Annotated in this window: 17 protein-coding genes, 1 tRNA gene and 1 pseudogene; 4 read left to right on the top strand and 15 right to left on the bottom strand. The window is 67.4% G+C overall.

Features of this window, described 5'->3' with window-relative positions:
• Positions 1–291 precede the first annotated feature (291 nt).
• The 12 genes from queD to def form a co-directional block, all read right to left on the bottom strand.
• Entirely contained in the window at positions 292–744 is a 453-nt protein-coding gene (gene queD / locus WS89_RS11755) for a 6-carboxytetrahydropterin synthase QueD (RefSeq protein ID WP_027785754.1), read from the bottom strand.
• An 18-nt stretch (positions 745–762) separates the two neighbouring features.
• A complete protein-coding gene (gene queE, locus WS89_RS11760; protein WP_006482565.1) occupies positions 763–1,395 on the bottom strand; it encodes a 7-carboxy-7-deazaguanine synthase in 633 nt (210 codons plus the stop codon).
• A gap of 76 nt (positions 1,396–1,471) precedes the next feature.
• Positions 1,472–2,206: a 7-cyano-7-deazaguanine synthase QueC gene (queC, locus tag WS89_RS11765; protein ID WP_059501429.1), complete on the bottom strand. Its 735-nt coding sequence runs from the start codon at positions 2,204–2,206 to the stop codon at positions 1,472–1,474.
• A gap of 351 nt (positions 2,207–2,557) precedes the next feature.
• Positions 2,558–2,633 (bottom strand) — tRNA-Phe (locus WS89_RS11770).
• Between the two features lie 60 nt (positions 2,634–2,693).
• Positions 2,694–3,395, bottom strand: a complete 702-nt coding sequence (gene esaR / locus WS89_RS11775) for a response regulator transcription factor EsaR (protein WP_006495385.1) — start codon at positions 3,393–3,395, stop codon at positions 2,694–2,696.
• Positions 3,396–5,810, bottom strand: coding sequence for a sensor histidine kinase EsaS (gene esaS / locus WS89_RS11780; RefSeq protein WP_059791085.1), 2,415 nt, complete (start codon positions 5,808–5,810; stop codon positions 3,396–3,398).
• Complete coding sequence (locus tag WS89_RS11785; protein ID WP_059501434.1) at positions 5,800–6,390, bottom strand: DUF4390 domain-containing protein; 591 nt, start codon at positions 6,388–6,390, stop codon at positions 5,800–5,802. The genes esaS and WS89_RS11785 overlap by 11 nt, the downstream gene beginning before the upstream one ends.
• Positions 6,387–7,778, bottom strand: a complete 1,392-nt coding sequence (gene rsmB, locus WS89_RS11790; RefSeq protein ID WP_059791148.1) for a 16S rRNA (cytosine(967)-C(5))-methyltransferase RsmB — start codon at positions 7,776–7,778, stop codon at positions 6,387–6,389. The genes WS89_RS11785 and rsmB overlap by 4 nt, the downstream gene beginning before the upstream one ends.
• Before the next feature lie 250 nt (positions 7,779–8,028).
• Positions 8,029–8,886, bottom strand: a complete 858-nt coding sequence (gene htpX, locus WS89_RS11795) for a zinc metalloprotease HtpX (RefSeq protein WP_006485774.1) — start codon at positions 8,884–8,886, stop codon at positions 8,029–8,031.
• A gap of 100 nt (positions 8,887–8,986) precedes the next feature.
• Positions 8,987–9,628 carry a LysE family translocator gene (locus WS89_RS11800; protein WP_059791087.1) on the bottom strand — a complete coding sequence of 214 codons (642 nt, stop codon included), beginning with the start codon at positions 9,626–9,628 and terminating at the stop codon, positions 8,987–8,989.
• A 120-nt stretch (positions 9,629–9,748) separates the two neighbouring features.
• On the bottom strand, positions 9,749–10,732 hold the full coding sequence (gene fmt / locus WS89_RS11805) for a methionyl-tRNA formyltransferase (RefSeq protein ID WP_059791089.1): 984 nt from the start codon (positions 10,730–10,732) through the stop codon (positions 9,749–9,751).
• Positions 10,733–10,766: 34 nt separating this feature from the next.
• Positions 10,767–11,270, bottom strand: a complete 504-nt coding sequence (gene def, locus WS89_RS11810) for a peptide deformylase (protein WP_006477461.1) — start codon at positions 11,268–11,270, stop codon at positions 10,767–10,769.
• A gap of 185 nt (positions 11,271–11,455) precedes the next feature.
• Between def and dprA the strand changes: the two are divergent.
• The 3 genes and pseudogenes from dprA to WS89_RS11825 all read left to right on the top strand — a co-directional run bounded on the left by dprA (position 11,456) and on the right by WS89_RS11825 (position 15,973).
• Positions 11,456–12,764 (top strand): annotated as a pseudogene (dprA, locus tag WS89_RS11815) (DNA-processing protein DprA).
• Between the two features lie 36 nt (positions 12,765–12,800).
• Positions 12,801–13,181 carry a thioredoxin family protein gene (locus tag WS89_RS11820; RefSeq protein WP_059791091.1) on the top strand — a complete coding sequence of 127 codons (381 nt, stop codon included), beginning with the start codon at positions 12,801–12,803 and terminating at the stop codon, positions 13,179–13,181.
• Positions 13,182–13,375: 194 nt separating this feature from the next.
• Positions 13,376–15,973: a DNA topoisomerase III gene (locus WS89_RS11825; RefSeq protein WP_059791092.1), complete on the top strand. Its 2,598-nt coding sequence runs from the start codon at positions 13,376–13,378 to the stop codon at positions 15,971–15,973.
• A 115-nt stretch (positions 15,974–16,088) separates the two neighbouring features.
• Here the strand turns inward: WS89_RS11825 and WS89_RS11830 are convergent, their stop codons facing one another.
• Positions 16,089–17,138, bottom strand: coding sequence for a LysR family transcriptional regulator (locus WS89_RS11830; protein WP_034208702.1), 1,050 nt, complete (start codon positions 17,136–17,138; stop codon positions 16,089–16,091).
• 427 nt (positions 17,139–17,565) lie between these two features.
• Between WS89_RS11830 and WS89_RS11835 the strand changes: the two genes are divergently transcribed.
• Entirely contained in the window at positions 17,566–18,579 is a 1,014-nt protein-coding gene (locus WS89_RS11835; RefSeq protein ID WP_034208703.1) for a D-2-hydroxyacid dehydrogenase family protein, read from the top strand.
• Positions 18,580–18,628: 49 nt separating this feature from the next.
• Here the strand turns inward: WS89_RS11835 and WS89_RS11840 are convergent, their stop codons facing one another.
• Entirely contained in the window at positions 18,629–19,495 is an 867-nt protein-coding gene (locus WS89_RS11840) for a patatin-like phospholipase family protein (protein WP_059501446.1), read from the bottom strand.
• An 8-nt stretch (positions 19,496–19,503) separates the two neighbouring features.
• Positions 19,504–19,908 carry a PaaI family thioesterase gene (locus WS89_RS11845; RefSeq protein ID WP_027785770.1) on the bottom strand — a complete coding sequence of 135 codons (405 nt, stop codon included), beginning with the start codon at positions 19,906–19,908 and terminating at the stop codon, positions 19,504–19,506.
• Positions 19,909–19,936: the final 28 nt, after the last annotated feature.

The following is a 19,936-nucleotide window of genomic DNA, read 5'->3' on the forward strand; positions in this document are numbered from 1 at the left end:
AGCAACAGGCGAAGCGAAACGCGCGCCGCCGGGCAATCGAAGCATGGCGGCGGCGGATCGCGCGCCGGAGAACGTGAGTCGGATCGGGCCGGCCGATCTGACAGCGCGGGCCGCGAAATCGCTCACGCGAGCGTTTTCCGGTGCCGCACGACGATCATAGCGCGGCGGGGTGCTCGGTGCGGGAACTGACGGGGAAGCCGTACCGGCACGGCGCGGAGGAAGGCGAGCCGGCGGCGGCAGCGACGAGGCGGCCCACGCCGGACGGCGGGGCTGCCTCGCGGGAGGGCAGGGTCAGCGGCCGGGCTGGCGCTCGACGTCGGCCCAGCAGTTCGGCGTCTCGTACAGGCGCACGCGCTCGAGGCGCAGGTTCACGCCGTAGTGCGCGTCGTACACGTTCGCGAGGAGGTCGAACGCGATCGCCGCGAGGTTCTCGACGGTCGGGATCCGGTCGAGCACGACGGTCTTGTGGTCGGCCATCTGCTCGAGGAACGAGCGCACGACCTCGTCGCGCGCATAGACCAGGAACGCGTGGTCCCACTTGCTGACGAGATGCTCGACCGCGAGCGCCTTCACGTCGGCGAAATCCATCACCATGCCGCGGTCGGGCGCCCCCTCGGTATCGACGAGATCGCCGCGCAGCGTGATTTCGAGGACGTAGCGATGGCCGTGCAGGTTCCTGCACTGGCTGCGGTGATCGGGAATGCGGTGGCCCGCGTCGAATTCGAGTTTTCGGGTAATCAGCACGATGTCAAAAGCCGTGGCTCAGGGAATGTTCAGATATTTATGGGTCTGCATCGACAGCCGCCACTGCGGATGACGCTTGCACCAGTCGATCGCGAGCTTCGTGTTGAGGTCGCGCGACGGGCCGTCCATCGGCTGCACGAGAAAATACTCGAAATCGAGCTTCGCGTAGTCGGCCAGCCGCTGGTTGTCCTGCGGAACGACGACCTTCAGTTCGTTGCCCTTCGTGACGACGAGCGGCGCGTCGGCCTTCGGGCTCACGCAGATCCAGTCGATCGATTCGAGCACCGGCAGCGAACCGTTGGTCTCGATCGCGATCTCGAAGCCCGCCGCATGCAGCGCGTCGACGAGCGGCTGGTCGAGCTGCAGCATCGGCTCGCCGCCCGTGCAGACAACGAAGCGGTGCGCTTCGCCCTCCGGCCACAGGCCGGCGATCGTCGCGACGAGCGCCGCGGCGTCCTTGAACTTGCCGCCGTTCTCGCCGTCGGTGCCGACGAAGTCCGTATCGCAGAAGCGGCACACGGCCTCCGCACGATCCTCTTCGCGGCCCGACCACAGGTTGCAGCCGGCGAACCGGCAGAACACGGCCGGCCGGCCCGCATTCGCGCCCTCGCCCTGCAACGTGTAGAAAATTTCCTTGACCGCGTAAGTCATCGTGCTTCGTCCGGCTTGCGCCGCTCGTTGTCGATCAGAATCTGTTAGTCCATCAAGCGCTGCCCGCGCAGCCGCGTCACAGCGGCGCTTCGGTCACCCGCTCGCCCTTCAGGTAAGCCTCGTAGCCGCGCTTGCGCAGCTTGCAGGCCGGGCATTCGCCGCAGCCGAAGCCCCAGTCGTGCAGTTCCGCGCGCTCGCCCACGTAGCACGTGTGCGTCTCGACGCGGATCAGTTCGACGAGCGCCTCGCCGCCGAGCTGTTCGGCGAGCTGCCAGGTCTGCGCCTTGTCGAGCCACATCAGCGGCGTCTCGAGCACCATGCGCGTATCCATCCCGAGATTCAGCGCGACCTGCAGCGCCTTCATCGTGTCGTCGCGGCAGTCCGGATAGCCCGAAAAGTCGGTCTCGCACATCCCGCCAACCAGCACGCGCAGCCCGCGGCGATAGGCGATCGCGGCGGCGATCGTCATGAACATCAGGTTGCGGCCCGGCACGAACGTGTTCGGCAGGCCGTTTGCCGCCGTCTCGATCTCGATCGTGCGCGTCATCGCGGTATCGCTGATCGCGCCGAGCACCGACAGGTCGATCATGTGATCGTCGCCGAGCCGGTCCGACCACGCGGGAAACTTGCGCTTCAGCGCTTCGCGCACGCCTTCGCGACACTCGAGTTCGACGCGATGGCGCTGACCGTAATCGAAGCCGAGCGTCTCGACCGTCTGGTAGCGTTCGAGGGCCCATGCCACGCACGTGGCCGAGTCCTGCCCGCCGGAAAACAACACGAGCGCGCCGTCTTTAGCGTCTGTCCGAATCACCGTGATACTCCGTGAATGTGTAGGCTCGCGTCGCACTGCGCCCCGAGGCCGGCTGCCGCCGGGCGGCCCGACGCGGCCGGCCTGCGCCGGCTCGACCAGTATAGGCAGCGCGGTCGGCCGCGAATGCGGCGGCGCGCTTATACCGCTCATCGCGCGGCATCGTTGCCGCGCGCCACGGCAGGCGCACTGCGGGCGGCCTGCCATGCGCATGAAGCGATGCGCTAAGTCATTGAGCGGGCACGGATTTTATCATGCCCCGGCGAATGCTGCCGGGCTCGCCGCCCACGGCACGCAATACCCATCACAAACGAAAAACCCCAAGAACCTTCCGATTCTTGGGGTTTTAAATGCTGGTGGCCTGGGACGGAATCGAACCATCGACACGCGGATTTTCAATCCGCTGCTCTACCAACTGAGCTACCGGGCCAACGAAGAATGAAAGTATATCGAGCTATTCGCCCCCGAGCAAGTGCTTTCGCAAAATATTTTACAGCGCGCCTTCGGACGGCTTCTTGCCGAGCTCGACGCCGAGCTGCTTGAGCTTGCGATACAGGTGCGTGCGCTCGAGGCCCGTCTTCTCCGCGACGCGCGTCATGCTGCCGTTCTCGCGCGCGAGGTGATATTCGAAGTACGCGCGCTCGAACGCATCGCGCGCTTCGCGCAACGGGATGTCGAACGGGATCGCGGCCGTCTGGCCTGCGAGGCCGAGCGCCGACGCCATGTCGTCGCCGAGCGTCGGCAGCGCCGCAGCCGACGCGACCGCCGCCGGCCCCGCGGCCTGCCCGCCGCCCGCCTTCGCCGCCGCGTTCGCGGACACCGGCGCCGCGCCGCGTGCAAGGCCGTGCTCCACGGACTTCAGCAACTTCTGCAGCGCGATCGGTTTCTCGAGGAAATCGAGCGCGCCGATCTTGGTCGCCTCGACGGCGGTATCGATCGTCGCGTGCCCGGACATCATGATCACGGGCATCGTCAGCAGCCCCTGCGCCGCCCATTCCTTGAGCAGCGTGACGCCGTCGGTATCGGGCATCCAGATATCGAGCAGCACGAGATCGGGCGCCTGATTCAGCCGGTATTCCCGCGCGGCCTGCGCGTTCTCCGCCGCCTCGACGACATGTCCTTCATCGCTGAGGATCTCCGAGAGCAATTCCCGGATGCCCATTTCATCATCTACCACCAGGATGGTTGCCATTTACGCTGCCTTTGTCTGCTCACTTGCTTTTGTCTTGGCGGGAGTCGCCCCGTCCTGCGCACCGGATTCGGCGCCTGGCGTATCGCTCGCCATCTGCAGGAAGAGGATCGACACCTGCGCACCCTCGACGGTCTCGCCGTGCATGCGATTGCGCAGATCGATCCGCGCGCCGTGCTCGTCAACGATTTTCTTGACCGTGGCCAGCCCGAGCCCCGTGCCCTTCGCCTTCGTCGTCACGTAAGGCTCGAACGCGCGCGTCAGGATGCGTGCCGGAAAACCGGGCCCGTTGTCGGACACGGTCAGACGTACCGCGACGCGCGTTTTGCCCTCGGCGTCGGGGTCGCCATATTCTACTGTCTTGGTTTCGATCAACACACGCGGATGCGCGGACTCCGCGACCGAATCCTGCGCATTCTGCAGCAGGTTGTGAATCACCTGGCGCAATTGCGTCGCGTCGCCGCGAATCACCGGCAGCGACGGCGCGAGCTCGGCGACGATCGCGCTCTTGCCTTCGCCGACGCCGTACAGCCCGAGCACCTCGCTCGCCAGTTCGTTCAACTGCAGGTTCGCGAGCACCGCCGGCGGCGTGCGCGCGTATTCGCGGAAATCGTCGACCATCCGCTTCATCGCGGCCACCTGGTTCACGATCATCGTCGCGCCGCGCTTGAGCACGTCCGCGTCGTGCGGTGCGAGCTTGTCGGACAGCTTCATCTGCAGCCGCTCGGCCGACAGCTGGATCGGCGTCAGCGGATTCTTGATCTCGTGCGCGAGCCGCCGCGCGACCTCGCCCCACGCGACCGAACGCTGTGCGGAAATCACGTCGGAGATGTCGTCGAACACGACGACGTAACCGGACGTCTGCGGATCGTCGGCCTGCCCCTCGACCGTCGACACGAGACGCGTGCCGCGCACGAGCAGCGTCAGCGGCTCGGTTTCGCCCGGCACCTCGATCGCGAACTGCTGCTGCCAGTGGCCGCGATCGCCGCTGCCGCCGTCGGACGCCGCCTCGCGATCGGCGAACGCCTTGCGCACCATCGCGCCAAACCCGGCGGCCACGCCGATCCGGTCGAGCGTCGTACCGATCAGCGAGTTGAACGGCTGCCGGAAGATCCGCTCGGCACCGCGATTGGCCGTCGTCAGCCGGAACTGGCGGTCGAGCACGAACACGCCGGCCGTCAGGTTCGCGAGGATGCTTTCGAGATACGTCTTCGAATGCTCGAGCGCGATGCGGTTCTTCTCGACCGCGAGCCGCGCCTCGGACAACTGGCGCGTCATCGCGTTGAACGACTGCGTGAGGAAGCCGAGTTCGTCGCGCGTCTTGATCTCGCGCTTCGGCGTGTAGTCGCCTTCCGTGATCTCCTTCGTGCCCTGCGCGAGCAGGAACAGCGGCCGCGCGAGCTGCTGGCCGAGCGCGAGCGCGAGCATCATCGCGATGAAGGTCGCGAGGAACAGCGCGAGCGTCAGCGTGCCGATGTACATCTTGCGCAGGCCCGTGCGGCCGAGCGACTTTTCCTGGTACTCGCGGTACGCGCGCTGCACGGCGTCCGCGTTGTGCGCGAGCGTCGGCGGCACCGGCTGCGTGAGCTGCAGGAACCGCTCCGCCGGCTGCAGCAGCGACGTCGTCGCATCGGGAATCGGCCGCACGACGCGCAGCCGCAGCGCGCCCTTCGCGCCATGCGCGCGCGGGTCGCCGTCGACTTCGCCCTCGATCGCCGCATACGCGCCGTGTTCGCGCGCCTGGCTCAGCATCAGCGGCGTCGGCAGGTCGTCCGGAATCAGCGCCGCGAAATTGCCCGACGCCTGCGCGACGATGTGAAGGTCGGGCGCCGCGCCCGAGCCGCTGCGGCTCGGCTCGACGATCGTCGCGTCCTGCACGCCGAACTGGTCGCGCAGCCGCAGCAGCGTGAGCGTCGTGCCGTTCGTGTTCGCATCGACGCTCGCGAGCTGGTCGGACATCAGCCGCGCCTTCGTCTGCAGATCGGACAGCGACGCATCGAGCATCCCGCGGCCGAGGTTCAGCCCGGCCGTCAGCGCCGTCTCGACGTTCACGTCGAACCACGACTCGATACTGCGCGACACGAACTGGTACGACACGACGTAGATGATCCCACCCGGCACCACGCCGACGAGCGCGAAGAACACCGCGAGCTTCGCGAGCAGCCGCGTGCCGAACTTGCCCTTCCTCAGGCGCACGACGATCATCCCGATCAGCCCGAGCACCACGAGCAGGAACACGAGCGCGACGACGATGTTCGTCGCGTACAGCCACGAGTAGTAGCGGTCGAAGAATTCGGTGTTCGCGCTCGCAGCCGCGAGCAGCACGAGCAACAGCAGCGCGGTCAGCGCGACGGTCGAGACGATCACGCGGATGAGGAGGCTCTTCCCGCTGGCCGCGCGGCGTACTTTATTTAGCACGTTCGGTCACCGTGAAGTTGAAGCGCTTCCAGTCCGATCCGAGCGTCCAGTCGCGATTGTTCACGGCATCGACCTGGAACGGCTTCGGCATCAGCGCCGTATCGAGCTGCATCCGCACCGACGCCGTGTAGGTTTCGCCCGCGCGCACCTGGTTGCGGTCGATCACGTGCCACGACGTGATGTGACGAACCACCGCGAGCGCATCCTTCAGCGACGGGAAGCCAAGCTGCAGGCCACCCGTCGACACGCGGTACTCGCGCGTGAGCGGCTGGAACGACAGGCGGATCGTCTGCGTGACCGCCACCGGCTGCTCGTCGAACCAGTACCAGCGCGCGCGGCTCAGTTCGAAGTCGGTCGTGAAGTAAAGCGGGATGCCCTTGTTGACGGCATCCTCGAGGCTCGGATTCAGCTCGAAGTCGAAACGCGCGTCCAGGCTCCAGCCGCTTCCGTCCGACTGAAGCGACGCGCGCTGCACGGCGATCGATTCGGCATGCGCCGGCCGGACGACGACCAGGCACAGCGTCAACGCGACCAGCAAGACGGCCGCGAGCCGAAATGGAAAAAGGTGTTTGATCGTCACCGTTTCTGAAACCGCGCGTAGAAAAATCCGTCGTGATCGATGTTCTGGTCGAGTGCGCCGGCGGCCGCCCGCCCCTGCACGCCGCCCGGCAGCAGTTGGCCAGGGGCGTCCAATCGTACCGCATCTTCGCAGGCCGCTTCAAACCAGCGGGCCTGCCATTCGCCTTCCTCAGGAAAGATCGAACAGGTCACGTAAAGCAGTTCGCCGCCCGGCTTCACGAGCGGCCACAGCGCCGACAGGATGCGACGCTGCTCCGCGACGAGCGCCGGGATGTCGGCCTCTCGGCGCAGCCAACGGATGTCGGGATGCCGCCGCACGATGCCGGACGCCGAGCACGGCACGTCGGCCAGGATGCGATCGAACGGGCGCCCGTCGTACCACGCGTCCGGCGTGCCCGCGTCGCCGACGCACACGTTCGCTGCGAGCGACAGGCGAACGAGATTCTCGCCGATGCGCGCCGCGCGCGTCGCGTCGCTTTCGAGCGCCACGACGTCCGCATCGGCGAGCTCGAGAATATGGCCGGTCTTGCCGCCGGGCGCCGCGCACGCGTCGAGCACGCGCATGCCGTCACGCGCGCCGAGCCATTCGGCCGCGAGTTGCGCACCGGCGTCCTGCACCGACACCACGCCGTCGGCAAATCCCGGAATGCGATCCACCGGCAGCGCCGATGCGAGCCGCACGGCATGCCGGCCGATCGCGGTCGCGTCGATCCCGCTTGCGCGCAACGTGTCGAGATACGCATCGACGCTCGCACGACGCGCGTTCACGCGCAGCGTCAACGGCCCCTGACGCTCGCCGGCCGCGAGGATCGCCTGCCACGCGTCCGGCCATGCGCGCTTCACCGCATCGACCCACCACGCGCGGTAGTTCCAGTGCGCGACCGGATCGTCCTGCATCGCCGCGGCGAGTGCGTCGCGCTCCCGCAGGAAACGGCGCAGCACCGCGTTGACCATCCCTTTCGCGAACGCGAATTCGCGCCGAGCACCGATGACGGTGACGGCCTGGTCGACCACCGTGAATGCCGGGTACGCGGCCTCGTCCGCCGGGTCGAGCAGCAGCGCGAACGCGCCGGCGAGCACCGCGTGCACGTGCGCGGACGGCGCCTTGCCGACGAACTTGCCGATCAACCAGTCCGCGCTGCCAAGGCGGCGCATCGTCCGGTAGGCGACGTCCTGGGTCGCACCGCGCGCGAGCGCCTGCGCACCGGGCGGCATCTGCGCGAACACCGCCGACAGTGCCGCCGGCAACGCGGTGCCGCGTCGCACCGCATCGACCGCCTGCGCGGCCGCGTCGAGCGCGAAGCCGAGCGAATCGGGCGACAGGTGCAGCGCAGACAGGCGCGCCGGGCGGCCGGAAGAAGTCGGAGCGGAAAAACGGGGTCGTGTCATCGGTGCGGAATCGGCAAACAAGCGCCGCAATCGGGTGCGGCAAACAAATGCGGCAAGCGGCGGCGGCAAACGGCGGGATCGCGGCCGCCACATGGCCCTGCGATCCCAAACCGCGCATTGTAGCGTGCGGTCATGCCGCCCCCTTTGGCCCCTTTACGGCGCGCGCAAATGAAACACCCCGCAGCGCGAAGCATGCGGGGTGGCGGAGCGGCCCGCGCACGGCAACGGCCGCGCGCGGTACGCCGGGGCATCAATCGAAGCGGCCGGTGCGCGCCATCTCCATCAGGCGTGCGATGCGCTCCTCGGTGGCCGGGTGCGTCGAGAACAGGTTCTGCAGGCCACCGCCGTGCAGCGGGTTCATGATCATCATCTGCGCGGTGGCCGGATGCGCTTCGGCTGCCTGGAACGGGATGCCCGCCGCATAGCGATGGATCTTGTCGAGTGCGGTGGCCAGCGACTGCGGATCGCCGGAAATCTGCGCGCCGCCTCGGTCGGCCTCGAACTCTCGGGCCCGCGAAATCGCCATCTGGATCAAGGCGCCCGCAATCGGGGCGAGCAACGCGACCGCGATACCCGCGATCGGGTTGGCCGGCCGGCCGTTCTCGTCGCGTCCGCCAAAGAACATCGCGAAGTTCGCGAGCGCCGAAATCGCGCCCGCCATCGTCGCGGTGATCGTCGAGATCAGGATGTCGCGGTGCTTCACGTGCGCGAGCTCGTGCGCCATCACGCCGCGCATCTCGCGCTCCGACAGCACGCGCAGGATGCCCGTCGTCGCGGCGACCGCCGCGTGCTCGGGATTGCGACCCGTCGCGAACGCGTTCGGTGCGTCCTCGTTGATCAGGTAGACGCGCGGCATCGGCAGATTCGCGCGCGTGGCCAGCTCGCGCACCATCCGGTAGAACTGCGGCGCCGTGTTCTCGTCGACTTCCTGCGCGTTGTACATGCGCAGCACCATCTTGTCGGAGAACCAGTACGAGAAGAAATTCATGCCGAGCGCGAACAGCAGCGCGATCGTCATGCCGCGCGAGCCGCCGATCATCCCGCCGATCACGATGAACAGGGCCGTGATCGCGGCCATCAGCATCGCCGTTTTGACCCAATTGAACATACCCACTCCTTATCCGTCAGGGGACCCGCCGCGCATCACAGAGCACGGCGGAAAATTGTAAGCGATTTGTTAGATAAGGTCTCGCCGGAAAAATTCAATCTCAGCGTTGCGAACTCGCAAGCCGAAGGCCGAGGCCGACGAAAGCGCTGCCGACCGTGCGGTCGAGCCACTTCTTGACGCCCGGCTTGCCGGCAAAGCGCTGCGTGACGCTGCCCGCCACCCACGCGACGAGGCTCGTCCAGACCGTGCTCATCGCGACGAACACCGCGCCGAGGGTCAGGAATGCCCACGCCTTGTGCGGACTGTCGGCCGACACGAACTGCGGGAAGAACGACACGAAGAACAGCACGACCTTCGGATTCAGCACGTTGGTCCAGAAACCCTGCATGAAAAGCTGGCGCAGCGGCTTGGCGGCCGCGGCCTGCGTGGCTTCGGCGCCCGACGGCGCGGCGGCCTGCTTCGCGACGATCATCCGCACGCCGAGATAGATCAGATATGCGGCGCCGACCAGCTTGATCACCGTGAACGCGGTTGCCGACGCCGCCAGCAGCGCGGTCAGGCCGAATGCACATGCGAGCGCGTGGACGCAGCAGCCGGCCGAAATACCGAACGCCGACATCAGCCCCGCGCCGCGCCCCTGCGCGACGCTGCGGCCGATGATGTAGGCCGTATCGGGGCCGGGCGTGATGTTCAGCAGGAAAACCGCGAGCACGAAGAAGTCGAAATGGACGATGCCGAACATGAAAACCTCGAAACCGGAAAGCGCAGGGAAATTCTACGCGTGCCTGCGGCCCCGCGCGACTCGGCCGTCCGGCCAGTTGCGCGGGGCCGGCGAACCCGGTCGAATGACGCTCAGGCCGTGTCAGTCGACGTCGGGCAGCGCGAAACGCTGGCCTGCGGCGAGCGGCGAACCGGCGAGGAATTCGCGCGCGGGCAGCCGCTTGCCGCCCGGCTTCTGCAACTGCGTGACGCGCAGCGCGCCGCTGCCGCATGCGACCACCACGCCTTCCGGCGCGGCCTCGACGATCGTGCCGGGCGCCGCGTCGCCGCGCGCCGCCACGGGCTCGGCCGCCCACAGCTTGATGGCCGCACCGTCGAGCGTCGCGACGCCGCCCGGGAACGGATCGAACGCACGCACCTGGCGCGCGAGTACGTCGGCGGGCTTGCGCCAGTCGAGCGCCGCTTCGTGCTTGCCGATCTTTTCCGCGTAGCTCACGCCGTCGGCCGGCTGCGGCGTCGCCGGCAGCGTGCCGTCGCGCTCGAGCCGCACGAGCGCGTCGACGATCAGCCGCGCGCCGTCGGCGGCGAGCCGGTCGTGCAGCGTCGCGGTCGTATCGTCGGGCGCGATCGCGATGCGCGCCTCCTCGATCATCGCACCGGTGTCGAGGCCGGCATCCATCTGCATCAGCGTGACGCCGGTCTCGGCGTCGCCGGCTTCGATCGCGCGATGGATCGGTGCGGCGCCGCGCCAGCGCGGCAGCAGCGACGCGTGGATGTTGATGCAGCCGGCGCGCGGGATGTCGAGCACCTCCTGCGGTAGCAGCAGGCCGTACGCGGCCACCACCATCACGTCGTGCGGCGTCGTGCGCAGCAGCCCGATCGCGTCGGCCGCCTCCGCCGGATACTTGCCCGCGCGGCGCAGCGACGGCGGCTGCGCGACGGTCATCCCGTGCTCGACCGCGTAGCGCTTCACGGCGCTCGCCTGGAGTTTCATCCCGCGGCCGGCCGGGCGATCGGGCTGGGTGAGCACGAGCGGCACCGGGAAACCGGCCTCGTGGATCGCGGCAAGGGCAGCCGCGGCGAATTCCGGCGTGCCGGCAAAAATCACGCGCAACGTATGGGTCATGACAGCGTTCGGGGTCGGGCTGGGCGTACGCGCATCACATCGCGCGTTCGAGTTTCTTCATCTTCGTCTTGATACGCGTCTGCTTGAGCGGCGACAGGTATTCGACGAATACGCGACCCATCAGGTGATCCATCTCGTGCTGGACGCACACGGCGAGCAGGCCTTCGCAGTCGAGCTCGAAGGTCTCGCCCTGCTCGTTGAGCGCGCGCACGCGCACGTGGTCGGGGCGTTCGACTTCGTCGTAGATGCCCGGCACCGACAGGCACCCCTCTTCATAGATCTGCTTCGCGTCGCTCGACCACACGATCTCCGGGTTGATGAACGCGCGCAGCTCGTTCTTCTCCTCGGAGACGTCGATCACGATCACGCGCTCGTGCACGTCAACCTGCGTGGCCGCCAGGCCGATGCCCGGCGCCGCGTACATGGTCTCGGCCATGTCGGCGACGAGCTTGCGGATCCGGTCGTCGACCTTGTCGACGGGTTTGGCGACCTTGTGCAGCCGCTTGTCGGGGTAATGAAGAATATTGAGCAAAGCCATGGCGTTCGGTATTCGGTGAAGCGGCGTGCCGCATCGGCCATCCGGCCGGCTGGCGCCGCCGCCGGGATGCAATGAAGATGAGGCGGATGCGTGGCATATCAATGCCGCGGATCGCGCCTCCTGCAATCGGCCGGGCGCCTGCGCGCACGGCCCTGTCGAGTATTTCGGATGATGAAAATTTTATCATGGCGCCACGCGCTGCGCTGGCCGCCGCATTCGAGGGCCCCCTCATGTCGCCGCAAGCGCTGACGCCCTCCGCGCTGCGCGCATGGCTGCAGCTCGCGCATGCGCCCGGTCTCTCGCCCGCCGTCTTGCAGGCGCTGCTCGCGGCATTCGGCTCGCCGGCGGCAGTGCTGTGCGCGTCCGGCCAGGCCATCGCCGCCGTGAGCAGCCCCGCCGCCGCGCAAGCCGTGCGAGCGAGCGAGCGAGACGATCTCGATACGCGCACCGACGCCGCGCTCGCCTGGCTCGACGGGCCGGGCAACGTGCTCGTCACGCTGAGCGATCCGGCCTACCCGCCGCGGCTGCGCGATCTGCATGATCCACCGCCGCTGCTATATGTAAAGGGGCGGCTCGACCTGCTGCACGCACGCGGCCTCGCCGTGGTCGGCAGCCGCCATGCGACGCCGCAGGGGCTCGCCGACGCAACGCATTTCGCCCACGCGTTGTCCGACGCGGGTCTCGCGATCGTCTCGGGACTTGCGCTCGGAATCGACGGCGCCGCCCATCGCGGCGGGCTCGACGGCCGGTCGGGCACCGTCGCGGTGATCGCGACGGGCGCCGATCTCGTCTATCCGGCGCGCCACCGCGCGCTCGCCCATGAGATCGCCGCGCACGGCGCGATCGTGTCGGAATGGCCGCTCGGCACGCCGGCCCGTGCCGCGCATTTTCCACAGCGCAACCGGCTGATCGCCGCGCTCGCGATCGGCGTGCTCGTCGTCGAAGCCGCCCCGCGCTCGGGCTCGCTGATCACCGCGCGGCTCGCGAACGAACTGGGGCGCGATGTGTTCGCGGTGCCCGGCTCGATCCACGCGCCGCTCGCGCAGGGCTGCCACGCGCTGATCCGCGACGGCGCAAAGCTCACCGCGGCGCCGCTCGACGTGCTCGAGGAATACGGGCTCGGCGAGCCGGCGGTGCGCACAACGGGCGGCGCGGCCCGGCAACCCGCACGCGAATGCTGGCGAAATCCGCGCGCCCGCCACTGCCGGCGTCGCGCAAGCGGATCGCGCCGTCGCGGCCGCCGCGCCGCGCTGCGCCGAAGCCCCGCCATCGGGCGATCCGTCGGAACAAGCGGTGCTCGCCGCGCTCGGATACGGCCCCGTTACTTACGAATGGCTCGCCGAGCACAGTGGCCTGCCCGACGACGTGCTGCATGGCGCGCTGCTCGCGCTGGAACTGGCCGGCCGCATCGCGAGCGTCCCTGGCGGACGCTTCGCGCGGCTCGACGCGGCGCCCACCCCGTCCGCGCGGGGCGTGCTACATTCCCCGCCATAGGGGCGGCCCGGCCGCCGACGATATCCAAGGAATTCCATGCCCGCGCTGAATCTCGACACCGATGCGGATCGGATCGCCGAGCGCCTCGCCGATCCCGGCACGTTGCTGGTGGCCTGCCTGTGCGCCGAGTGGTGCGGCACGTGCCGCGACTACCGGAGCGCCTTCGACCGGCTCGCCGACGCGCATCCGGACGCCTGCTTCGCCTGGATCGACATCGAAACCCATGCCGACCGGCTCGACGATCTCGACGTCGAGAACTTCCCGACCATCCTGATCGAGGACGCCCATACCGCGCGCTTCTTCGGCACGGTGCTGCCGCACGCGGCGATCGTCGAGCGCATGCTGTCCGACTTGAGCGCGGTGCCCGGTGCGCCGCACGCACCGAAATTGCGCAACCTCCTGAACGTCGAAGCCTGAATTCGCGGCCCGGAGCGGCAGTTTTTGCGCATGTTTGCGCGCCCCGCGGCGCCGGGCGCTTGCCGCCGTTGCGGCCCCCCTCTATGATGAGCCGCTTTTTACACGCCGAGCCGCCGTCGCTGCGGCGTGTGCTATAAAGCGGTCGTAAAAGGGACCCACAACCGGCGAACCCGGTCTACCAACACACACCTGTCATGTCCAAAGCACTGATCATTGCGGAAAAGCCTTCTGTCGCGAACGACATCGCACGCGCTTTGGGCGGTTTTACCAAGCATGACGAGTATTACGAGAGCGACGATTTCGTCCTTTCGTCCGCTGTCGGCCACCTGCTGGAAATCGCAGCCCCGGAGGAGTACGAGGTCAAGCGCGGGAAATGGAGCTTCGCGCATCTGCCCGTCATTCCCCCGCATTTCGACCTGAACCCGATCGCAAAAAGCGAGTCGCGCCTCAAGGTGCTCACGAAACTGATGAAGCGCAAGGACGTCGACCGCCTGATCAACGCATGTGACGCGGGGCGCGAAGGCGAGCTGATTTTCCGCCTGATCGCGCAGCACGCGAAGGCGAAACAGCCGGTCCAGCGTCTGTGGCTGCAATCGATGACGCCGCAGGCGATCCGCGACGGGTTCGCGAACCTGCGCAGCGACTCGGACATGCAACCGCTCGCCGACGCCGCCCGCTGCCGCTCGGAAGCCGACTGGCTCGTCGGGATCAACGGCACCCGCGCGATGACCGCGTTCAACAGCAAGGGCGGCGGCTTCTTCCTGACCACTGTCGGCCGGGTTCAGACGCCAACGTTGTCGATCGTCGTCGAACGTGAAGAGAAAATCCGTCGCTTCGTCCCGCGCGACTACTGGGAGGTGAAGGCCGAATTCGCGTGCGCGGCCGGCTTCTACGAAGGCAAGTGGTTCGACCCGAAATTCAAGCGCGACGAATTCGATCCGGAAAAGCGCGACTCCCGCCTGTGGAGCCTGCCGGCCGCCGAAACGATCGTCGCCGCCTGCCGCGACCAGGTCGGCACGGTGTCCGAGGAATCGAAGCCGTCGACGCAACTGTCGCCGCTGCTGTTCGACCTGACGAGCCTGCAGCGCGAGGCGAACAGCCGCTTCGGCTTCTCCGCGAAGAACACGCTCGGCCTCGCGCAGGCGCTGTATGAAAAGCACAAGGTGCTGACCTACCCGCGTACCGATGCGCGCGCGCTGCCGGAAGACTACCTGTCGACGGTCCAGTCCACGCTCGAGATGCTCAAGGAGAGCCACAACTACCTGCCGCATGCGAAGCAGGTGCTCGACAAGGGCTGGGTGAAGCCGAACAAGCGGATCTTCGACAACTCGAAGATCAGCGACCACTTCGCCATCATCCCGACGCTGCAGGCGCCGAAGTCGCTGTCCGAGCCGGAGCAGAAGCTGTACGACATGGTCGTGAAGCGCTTCCTCGCGGTGTTCTTCCCGGCAGCCGAATTCCGCGTGACGACCCGGATCACCGAAGTCGCCGGCCATCACTTCAAGACCGAAGGCAAGGTGCTCGTCGAGCCGGGCTGGCTGCAGGTGTACGGCCGCGACGCCGAAGGCGCGGACGCGAACCTCGTGCCGGTACAGAAGGACGAGAAGGTGAAGACGGACGAGATCGCCGCCGTCGCGCTGGTGACGAAGCCGCCCGCACGCTACTCGGAAGCGACGCTGCTGTCGGCGATGGAAGGCGCAGGCAAGCTGGTCGAGGACGACGAGCTGCGCGAGGCGATGGCCGCGAAGGGCCTCGGCACGCCGGCCACGCGCGCGGCGATCATCGAAGGCCTGCTCGGCGAGAAGTATCTGCTGCGCGAAGGCCGCGAACTGATCCCGACCGCGAAGGCATTCCAGCTGATGACGCTGCTGCGCGGCCTCGGCGTGAAGGAACTCACGGCGCCCGAGCTCACCGGCGAATGGGAATACAAGCTGTCGCAGATGGAGCGCGGCAATCTCGGCCGCGACGCGTTCATGCAGGAAATCGCCCGCATGACGCAGCAGATCGTCAAGCGCGCGAAGGAATACGATTCGGACACGATCCCCGGCGACTATGCGACCCTCGAGACACCGTGCCCGAACTGCGGTGGCCAGGTGAAGGAAAACTACCGCCGCTTTGCGTGCACGAAGTGCGAGTTCTCGATCTCGAAGATTCCGGGCAGCCGGCAATTCGAGATCCCGGAAGTCGAGGAGCTGCTGCAGAAGAAGGAAATCGGGCCGCTGTCGGGGTTCCGCAGCAAGATGGGCCGCCCGTTCTCGGCGATCCTCAAGCTGTCGTTCGACGACGAGACGAAGAACTACAAGCTCGAGTTCGATTTCGGCCAGGACCAGGGCGGCGAGGAAGGCGAAGCGCCCGACTTCTCCGCGCAGGAACCGGTCGGCGCGTGCCCGAAGTGCAAGGGCCGCGTGTTCGAGCACGGGATGAGCTACGTGTGCGAGCACTCGGTGGCGAACCCGAAGACCTGCGACTTCCGCTCGGGCAAGGTGATCCTGCAGCAGGAAATCACGCGCGAGCAGATGGGCAAGCTGCTTGCCGACGGTCGCACGGATCTGCTGCCGAACTTCAAGTCGTCGCGTACCGGCCGCAACTTCAAGGCGTTCCTCGTGAAGCAGCCGGACGGCAAGATCGGCTTCGAGTTCGAGAAGAAGGAGCCGAAGGCCGCCGCCGCGAAGAAAACGGCCAAATCGGCGGCAAAGGATGCCGAAACCGTGACCGAAGGCGCCGAAGAGAAACCGGCACCGGCCCGCAAGACCGCCGCTCGCAAGACGACGGCGCGCAAGACGGGTTCGTGACGCCCCGGCCGCCGGCCGCCGGGCGCCGCTTGCGGCGCGTCCGGCGCCGGTACGCAGCCATAAAAAAACGCGGATCGATCGATCCGCGTTTTTTTTCGTGCCGCCCGCCGAGCCGTTACAGCGGCGACGGCACCGCCACGCGCGTGCGCGGCGAGCGTGCAAGACGCGGCTGCAGGTTCGGATCGGTCGACTCGGGCTGCTCGGCCCGCATCTCCACGCCGATCGGCGGCGGCGTCGCGCCCTGCGCGGCCCACTGCTCGCCCATCATCGCGTCGGTCGAGTGGCTGAAATGTTCGACGAGGTGGTCGATGAACGTGCGCACCTTGGCCGGCAGGTGGCGCCGGCTCGGGTAGGCGATGTTGATCTCGACCTGCGGCAGCCGGAATTCCGGCAGCAGCCGCACGAGCGCGCCGCGCGCGATGTCGCTGCCGATCAGGTAGCTCGGCAGGATCGCGACGCCCATTCCGAGCAACGCGAACTGGCGCAGCATCGCGGTGTTGTTCGCGACGATCACGTTGGTCGGGCGCACGCGCACTTCGCCGTCCGGCCCCGTGAACACACGCTCGTCGCCCCAGTATTCGGTCGGCAGGCTCAAGGCCGGGTGCTCGGCGAGCTGTTCCGGATGAATCGGCACGCCGTGCTTCTCCAGATAGCTCGGCGTCGCGCACACGGTCATGCAACCGGTGGTGAGACGCCGCGTGACGATGCTCGCGCTGCGCATCTGGCGCGTGACGACGATGCCGACGTCGAAGCCTTCCTCGACGAGATCGACCTGCCGGTCGACCAGCGTGAGATCCGGCACCACCTTGGGGAAATTCTCCGTGTACGACTGCAGCACGGGAGCGAGGTTGTGCAGGCCGAATACGACCGGCGCAACGATGCGCAGCGTGCCGACCGGCTCGTGATTGCGTGCGACGACCATCTGCTCGACGTCCTCGAGCTCGTCGAGGATCTGGCGGGCACGCTCCAGATAGACCTGACCCGACTCCGTCAGGGAGAGGCTGCGCGTGGTGCGGTTGAGCAAACGCGTGCCGAGCCGACCTTCCAGATCGGCGACGTGGCGCGTCGCGACCGCGTTGGAGATATCCATTGCGCTCGCGGCCCGCGCGAAACTGCCGAGATCTGCAACCTTGACGAACACGCGCATCGACTGCAAATGATCCATAAACGACTCCTGCCGCTGTTACAACTTCAAAAAGATGAAGCAAATGCGTAATTCTCCTACGACAGCGGAAAAGATGCAGAGTTGCTCAACAAGGGGCCGGTTGACGATAAAAATAGTCAAAAATCCTCGGCTTCCGCGGATAGTTGATCCAATTATTCTGCTTGGAGCAACAATTGGGTGAACCTCGTCGAGGAAGCGGCCGAATCAGAAAAGACGTGTTTGATGCGACACAACAGCGCACCCGTTCGCATGGCGCGCGAGTGGCGCCGGGGATGGCCGGCGCCGATTGCGGCGGAGCGTAACAACCTGTTAAAAAGACACCACGAAAGCGGCCGACGTTGCATCATGTCGGCCCCGGCCGGGCAGAGCGGGTGCGCAAGGTGCGCCGCCGCCCGTGCCGCTTTCAACGCGCGACACCCCGTTCACCATGAAAATTGCCATCCTCGACGATTACCAGGACGCCGTCCGCAAGCTGAACTGCTTCGAGATGCTCGCCGGCCACGACGTAAAGGTCTTCAACAATACGGTGCGCGGCCTGGGACAACTCGCCAGCCGTCTGGCGGAAGTCGAGGCGCTCGTGCTGATCCGTGAACGGACCCCGATTACTTCGCAGTTGCTGTCGAAGCTGCCGAACCTGCGCATGATCAGCCAGACCGGCCGCGTGTCGAGCCACATCGATCTCGACGCGTGTACCGACCGCGGCATCGCGGTGCTCGAAGGCACCGGTTCGCCGGTCGCGCCGGCCGAGCTGACCTGGGCGCTCGTGATGGCCGCCCAGCGCCGCATCCCGCAGTACGTCGCGAACCTGAAGCAGGGCGCGTGGCAGCAGTCGGGCCTGAAGACGTCGGCGCTGCCGCCGAACTTCGGCCTCGGCCAGGTGCTGCGCGGCCAGACGCTCGGCATCTGGGGCTACGGCAAGATCGGCCGGCTCGTCGCCGGTTACGGCAAGGCGTTCGGGATGAACGTGCTGATCTGGGGCCGCGAGCATTCGCTCGAAGCCGCGCGCGCCGACGGCTACACGGCCGCCGAGAGCCGCGAAGCGCTGTTCGAGCAGAGCGACGTGCTGTCGCTGCACCTGCGCCTGCACGACGACACGCGCGGGATCGTGAAGCAGGAAGACCTGATGCGGATGAAGCCGACGTCGCTGCTCGTCAACACGAGCCGCGCCGAGTTGCTCGAGGACAACGCGCTCGTCAACGCGCTGTCGCACAACCGTCCGGGGATGGTCGCGATCGACGTGTTCGAAAGCGAGCCGATCCTGCAGGGCTACAGCCTGCTGCGGATGGAAAACGTGATCTGCACGCCGCACATCGGCTACGTCGAACGCGAAAGCTACGAGCTGTATTTCAGTGCCGCCTTCCGCAACATTCTCGCGTTCGACGACGGCGACATGTCGAGCGTCGCGAACCCGGAAGCGCTGACGCCGATCCGCAAGCGCTGATCGCACGGGCTGCGCACGCCGCGCGGCCCCGCTGCTCCGCTCCCGATCGTCAGGCGGCCACGCGGCCGCCCGTCATCGCGCCGACACGCGTGAGGAAGTGCTCGCCGTCGCGCCGCCCGAGATCGTACGCATGCCGCATCTGCGACGGGCTCGTGTAATCCCAGCTCGAAATCGGCACCTTGCTCGACGGCTGCACGTACAGCCGCCGCTGGTCGCCATGCGCGACCGTGAACATCTGCGGACGCGGATACAGCCGCGTGACGAGCACCAGCACGTCGCCCGGCGCCGGGTCGAGCGCATCGACCGGCACGTTGTCGACCATCCCGCCGTCGAGCACCGGCCGGCCGCCGCGCCGCAGCACCGGCGTAAACGGCGGCGTGCAAGACGACTGCAGGATCAGATCGGCGAGTTCGTCGACTTGTGTGCAGGCCTGCGCGCGCACGAATTCGGGCCGAAAACCGAGCGTGCGCCCGAGCGTCGGGTGCAGCGTCTTGCGCACGTACTTTTCGATGTTGTACGCGACGAGGCCGGCGGCGACCGCGCTGCGCGCGCCGAGCCAGCGCGGCACGTGCGACACGCCGATGCGGATCTCGGGCGCCGCGGCAAGCTTCGCGAACGGCTCGCCGTAGATGTCGAGCAACGCCTGGCGGTAGATCCGGTAGTGCGGAAACACCGGCTCGCGCCCGAACAGGTTGCCCCAGTACGCGTTCTTCCGGTTGTGGCGCAGCGCCTCTTCGTAATAGCGCATCACCCACGCGGCGTCGCGCGTATACAGCATGCACGCGGTGGCCGCGCCGGCCGAGATGCCGGTGATCACGCGCGGGCGCAGGCCGAGGGCCGGCTGCGCGACGTCCCAGAAGCCGGCCTGCCACCAGCACCGATTGCCGCCGCCCGCAAAGACGATCTGGTCGAACATTGCGCCGCTCAGCTGACGAGCGCGTAGGTCGACGTCGCATGGACGGCCATCTTGCCGTCCTCGTCGAACAGCTCGACTTCGCCGAACACGAGGTTGCGGCCCATCCGCAGCACGCGCGCGGTGACGAGCACGTCGCCCTTGCGCACGGGACGCATGAAGTTCGTGTTCAGCGACACCGTCGTCATCGGCCGGAATTCGCCGAGCGCGGCCGAGATCGCGACCACCATCGCGGTGTCGGCGGCCGCCGTGAACACCTGACCGCAGATCACGCCGCCCGAATGGCGGAACTCGCCGGAAAACGGCAGACGCAGCGTGACGCTGTCGTCGCCGATCGACACGGGGACCAGACCGAGCGAGCGGACCCACGGGGCCAGCAGGCGATCCAGCAATTCGCGGACTGCGTTTTCGTCCATCTTCGAATGTCCAGAAAACGTTGCGCGA

Origin of the sequence: Burkholderia sp. MSMB1072 (assembly GCF_001524725.1) — a bacterium.
Lineage (GTDB): Bacteria > Pseudomonadota > Gammaproteobacteria > Burkholderiales > Burkholderiaceae > Burkholderia.

Excerpts from the sequence above, each read along its gene's own strand:
- queE (WP_006482565.1), bottom strand. The coding sequence starts at position 1,395 with ATGACTTACGCGGTCAAGGAAATTTTCTACACGTTGCAGGGCGAGGGC.
- esaR (WP_006495385.1), bottom strand. The coding sequence starts at position 3,395 with ATGGCAACCATCCTGGTGGTAGATGATGAAATGGGCATCCGGGAATTG.
- rsmB (WP_059791148.1), bottom strand. The coding sequence starts at position 7,778 with ATGACACGACCCCGTTTTTCCGCTCCGACTTCTTCCGGCCGCCCGGCG.
- htpX (WP_006485774.1), bottom strand. The coding sequence starts at position 8,886 with ATGTTCAATTGGGTCAAAACGGCGATGCTGATGGCCGCGATCACGGCC.
- WS89_RS11800 (WP_059791087.1), bottom strand. The coding sequence starts at position 9,628 with ATGTTCGGCATCGTCCATTTCGACTTCTTCGTGCTCGCGGTTTTCCTG.
- fmt (WP_059791089.1), bottom strand. The coding sequence starts at position 10,732 with ATGACCCATACGTTGCGCGTGATTTTTGCCGGCACGCCGGAATTCGCC.
- def (WP_006477461.1), bottom strand. The coding sequence starts at position 11,270 with ATGGCTTTGCTCAATATTCTTCATTACCCCGACAAGCGGCTGCACAAG.
- WS89_RS11820 (WP_059791091.1), top strand. The coding sequence starts at position 12,801 with ATGCCCGCGCTGAATCTCGACACCGATGCGGATCGGATCGCCGAGCGC.
- WS89_RS11825 (WP_059791092.1), top strand. The coding sequence starts at position 13,376 with ATGTCCAAAGCACTGATCATTGCGGAAAAGCCTTCTGTCGCGAACGAC.
- WS89_RS11830 (WP_034208702.1), bottom strand. The coding sequence starts at position 17,138 with ATGGATCATTTGCAGTCGATGCGCGTGTTCGTCAAGGTTGCAGATCTC.
- WS89_RS11835 (WP_034208703.1), top strand. The coding sequence starts at position 17,566 with ATGAAAATTGCCATCCTCGACGATTACCAGGACGCCGTCCGCAAGCTG.
- WS89_RS11840 (WP_059501446.1), bottom strand. The coding sequence starts at position 19,495 with ATGTTCGACCAGATCGTCTTTGCGGGCGGCGGCAATCGGTGCTGGTGG.
- WS89_RS11845 (WP_027785770.1), bottom strand. The coding sequence starts at position 19,908 with ATGGACGAAAACGCAGTCCGCGAATTGCTGGATCGCCTGCTGGCCCCG.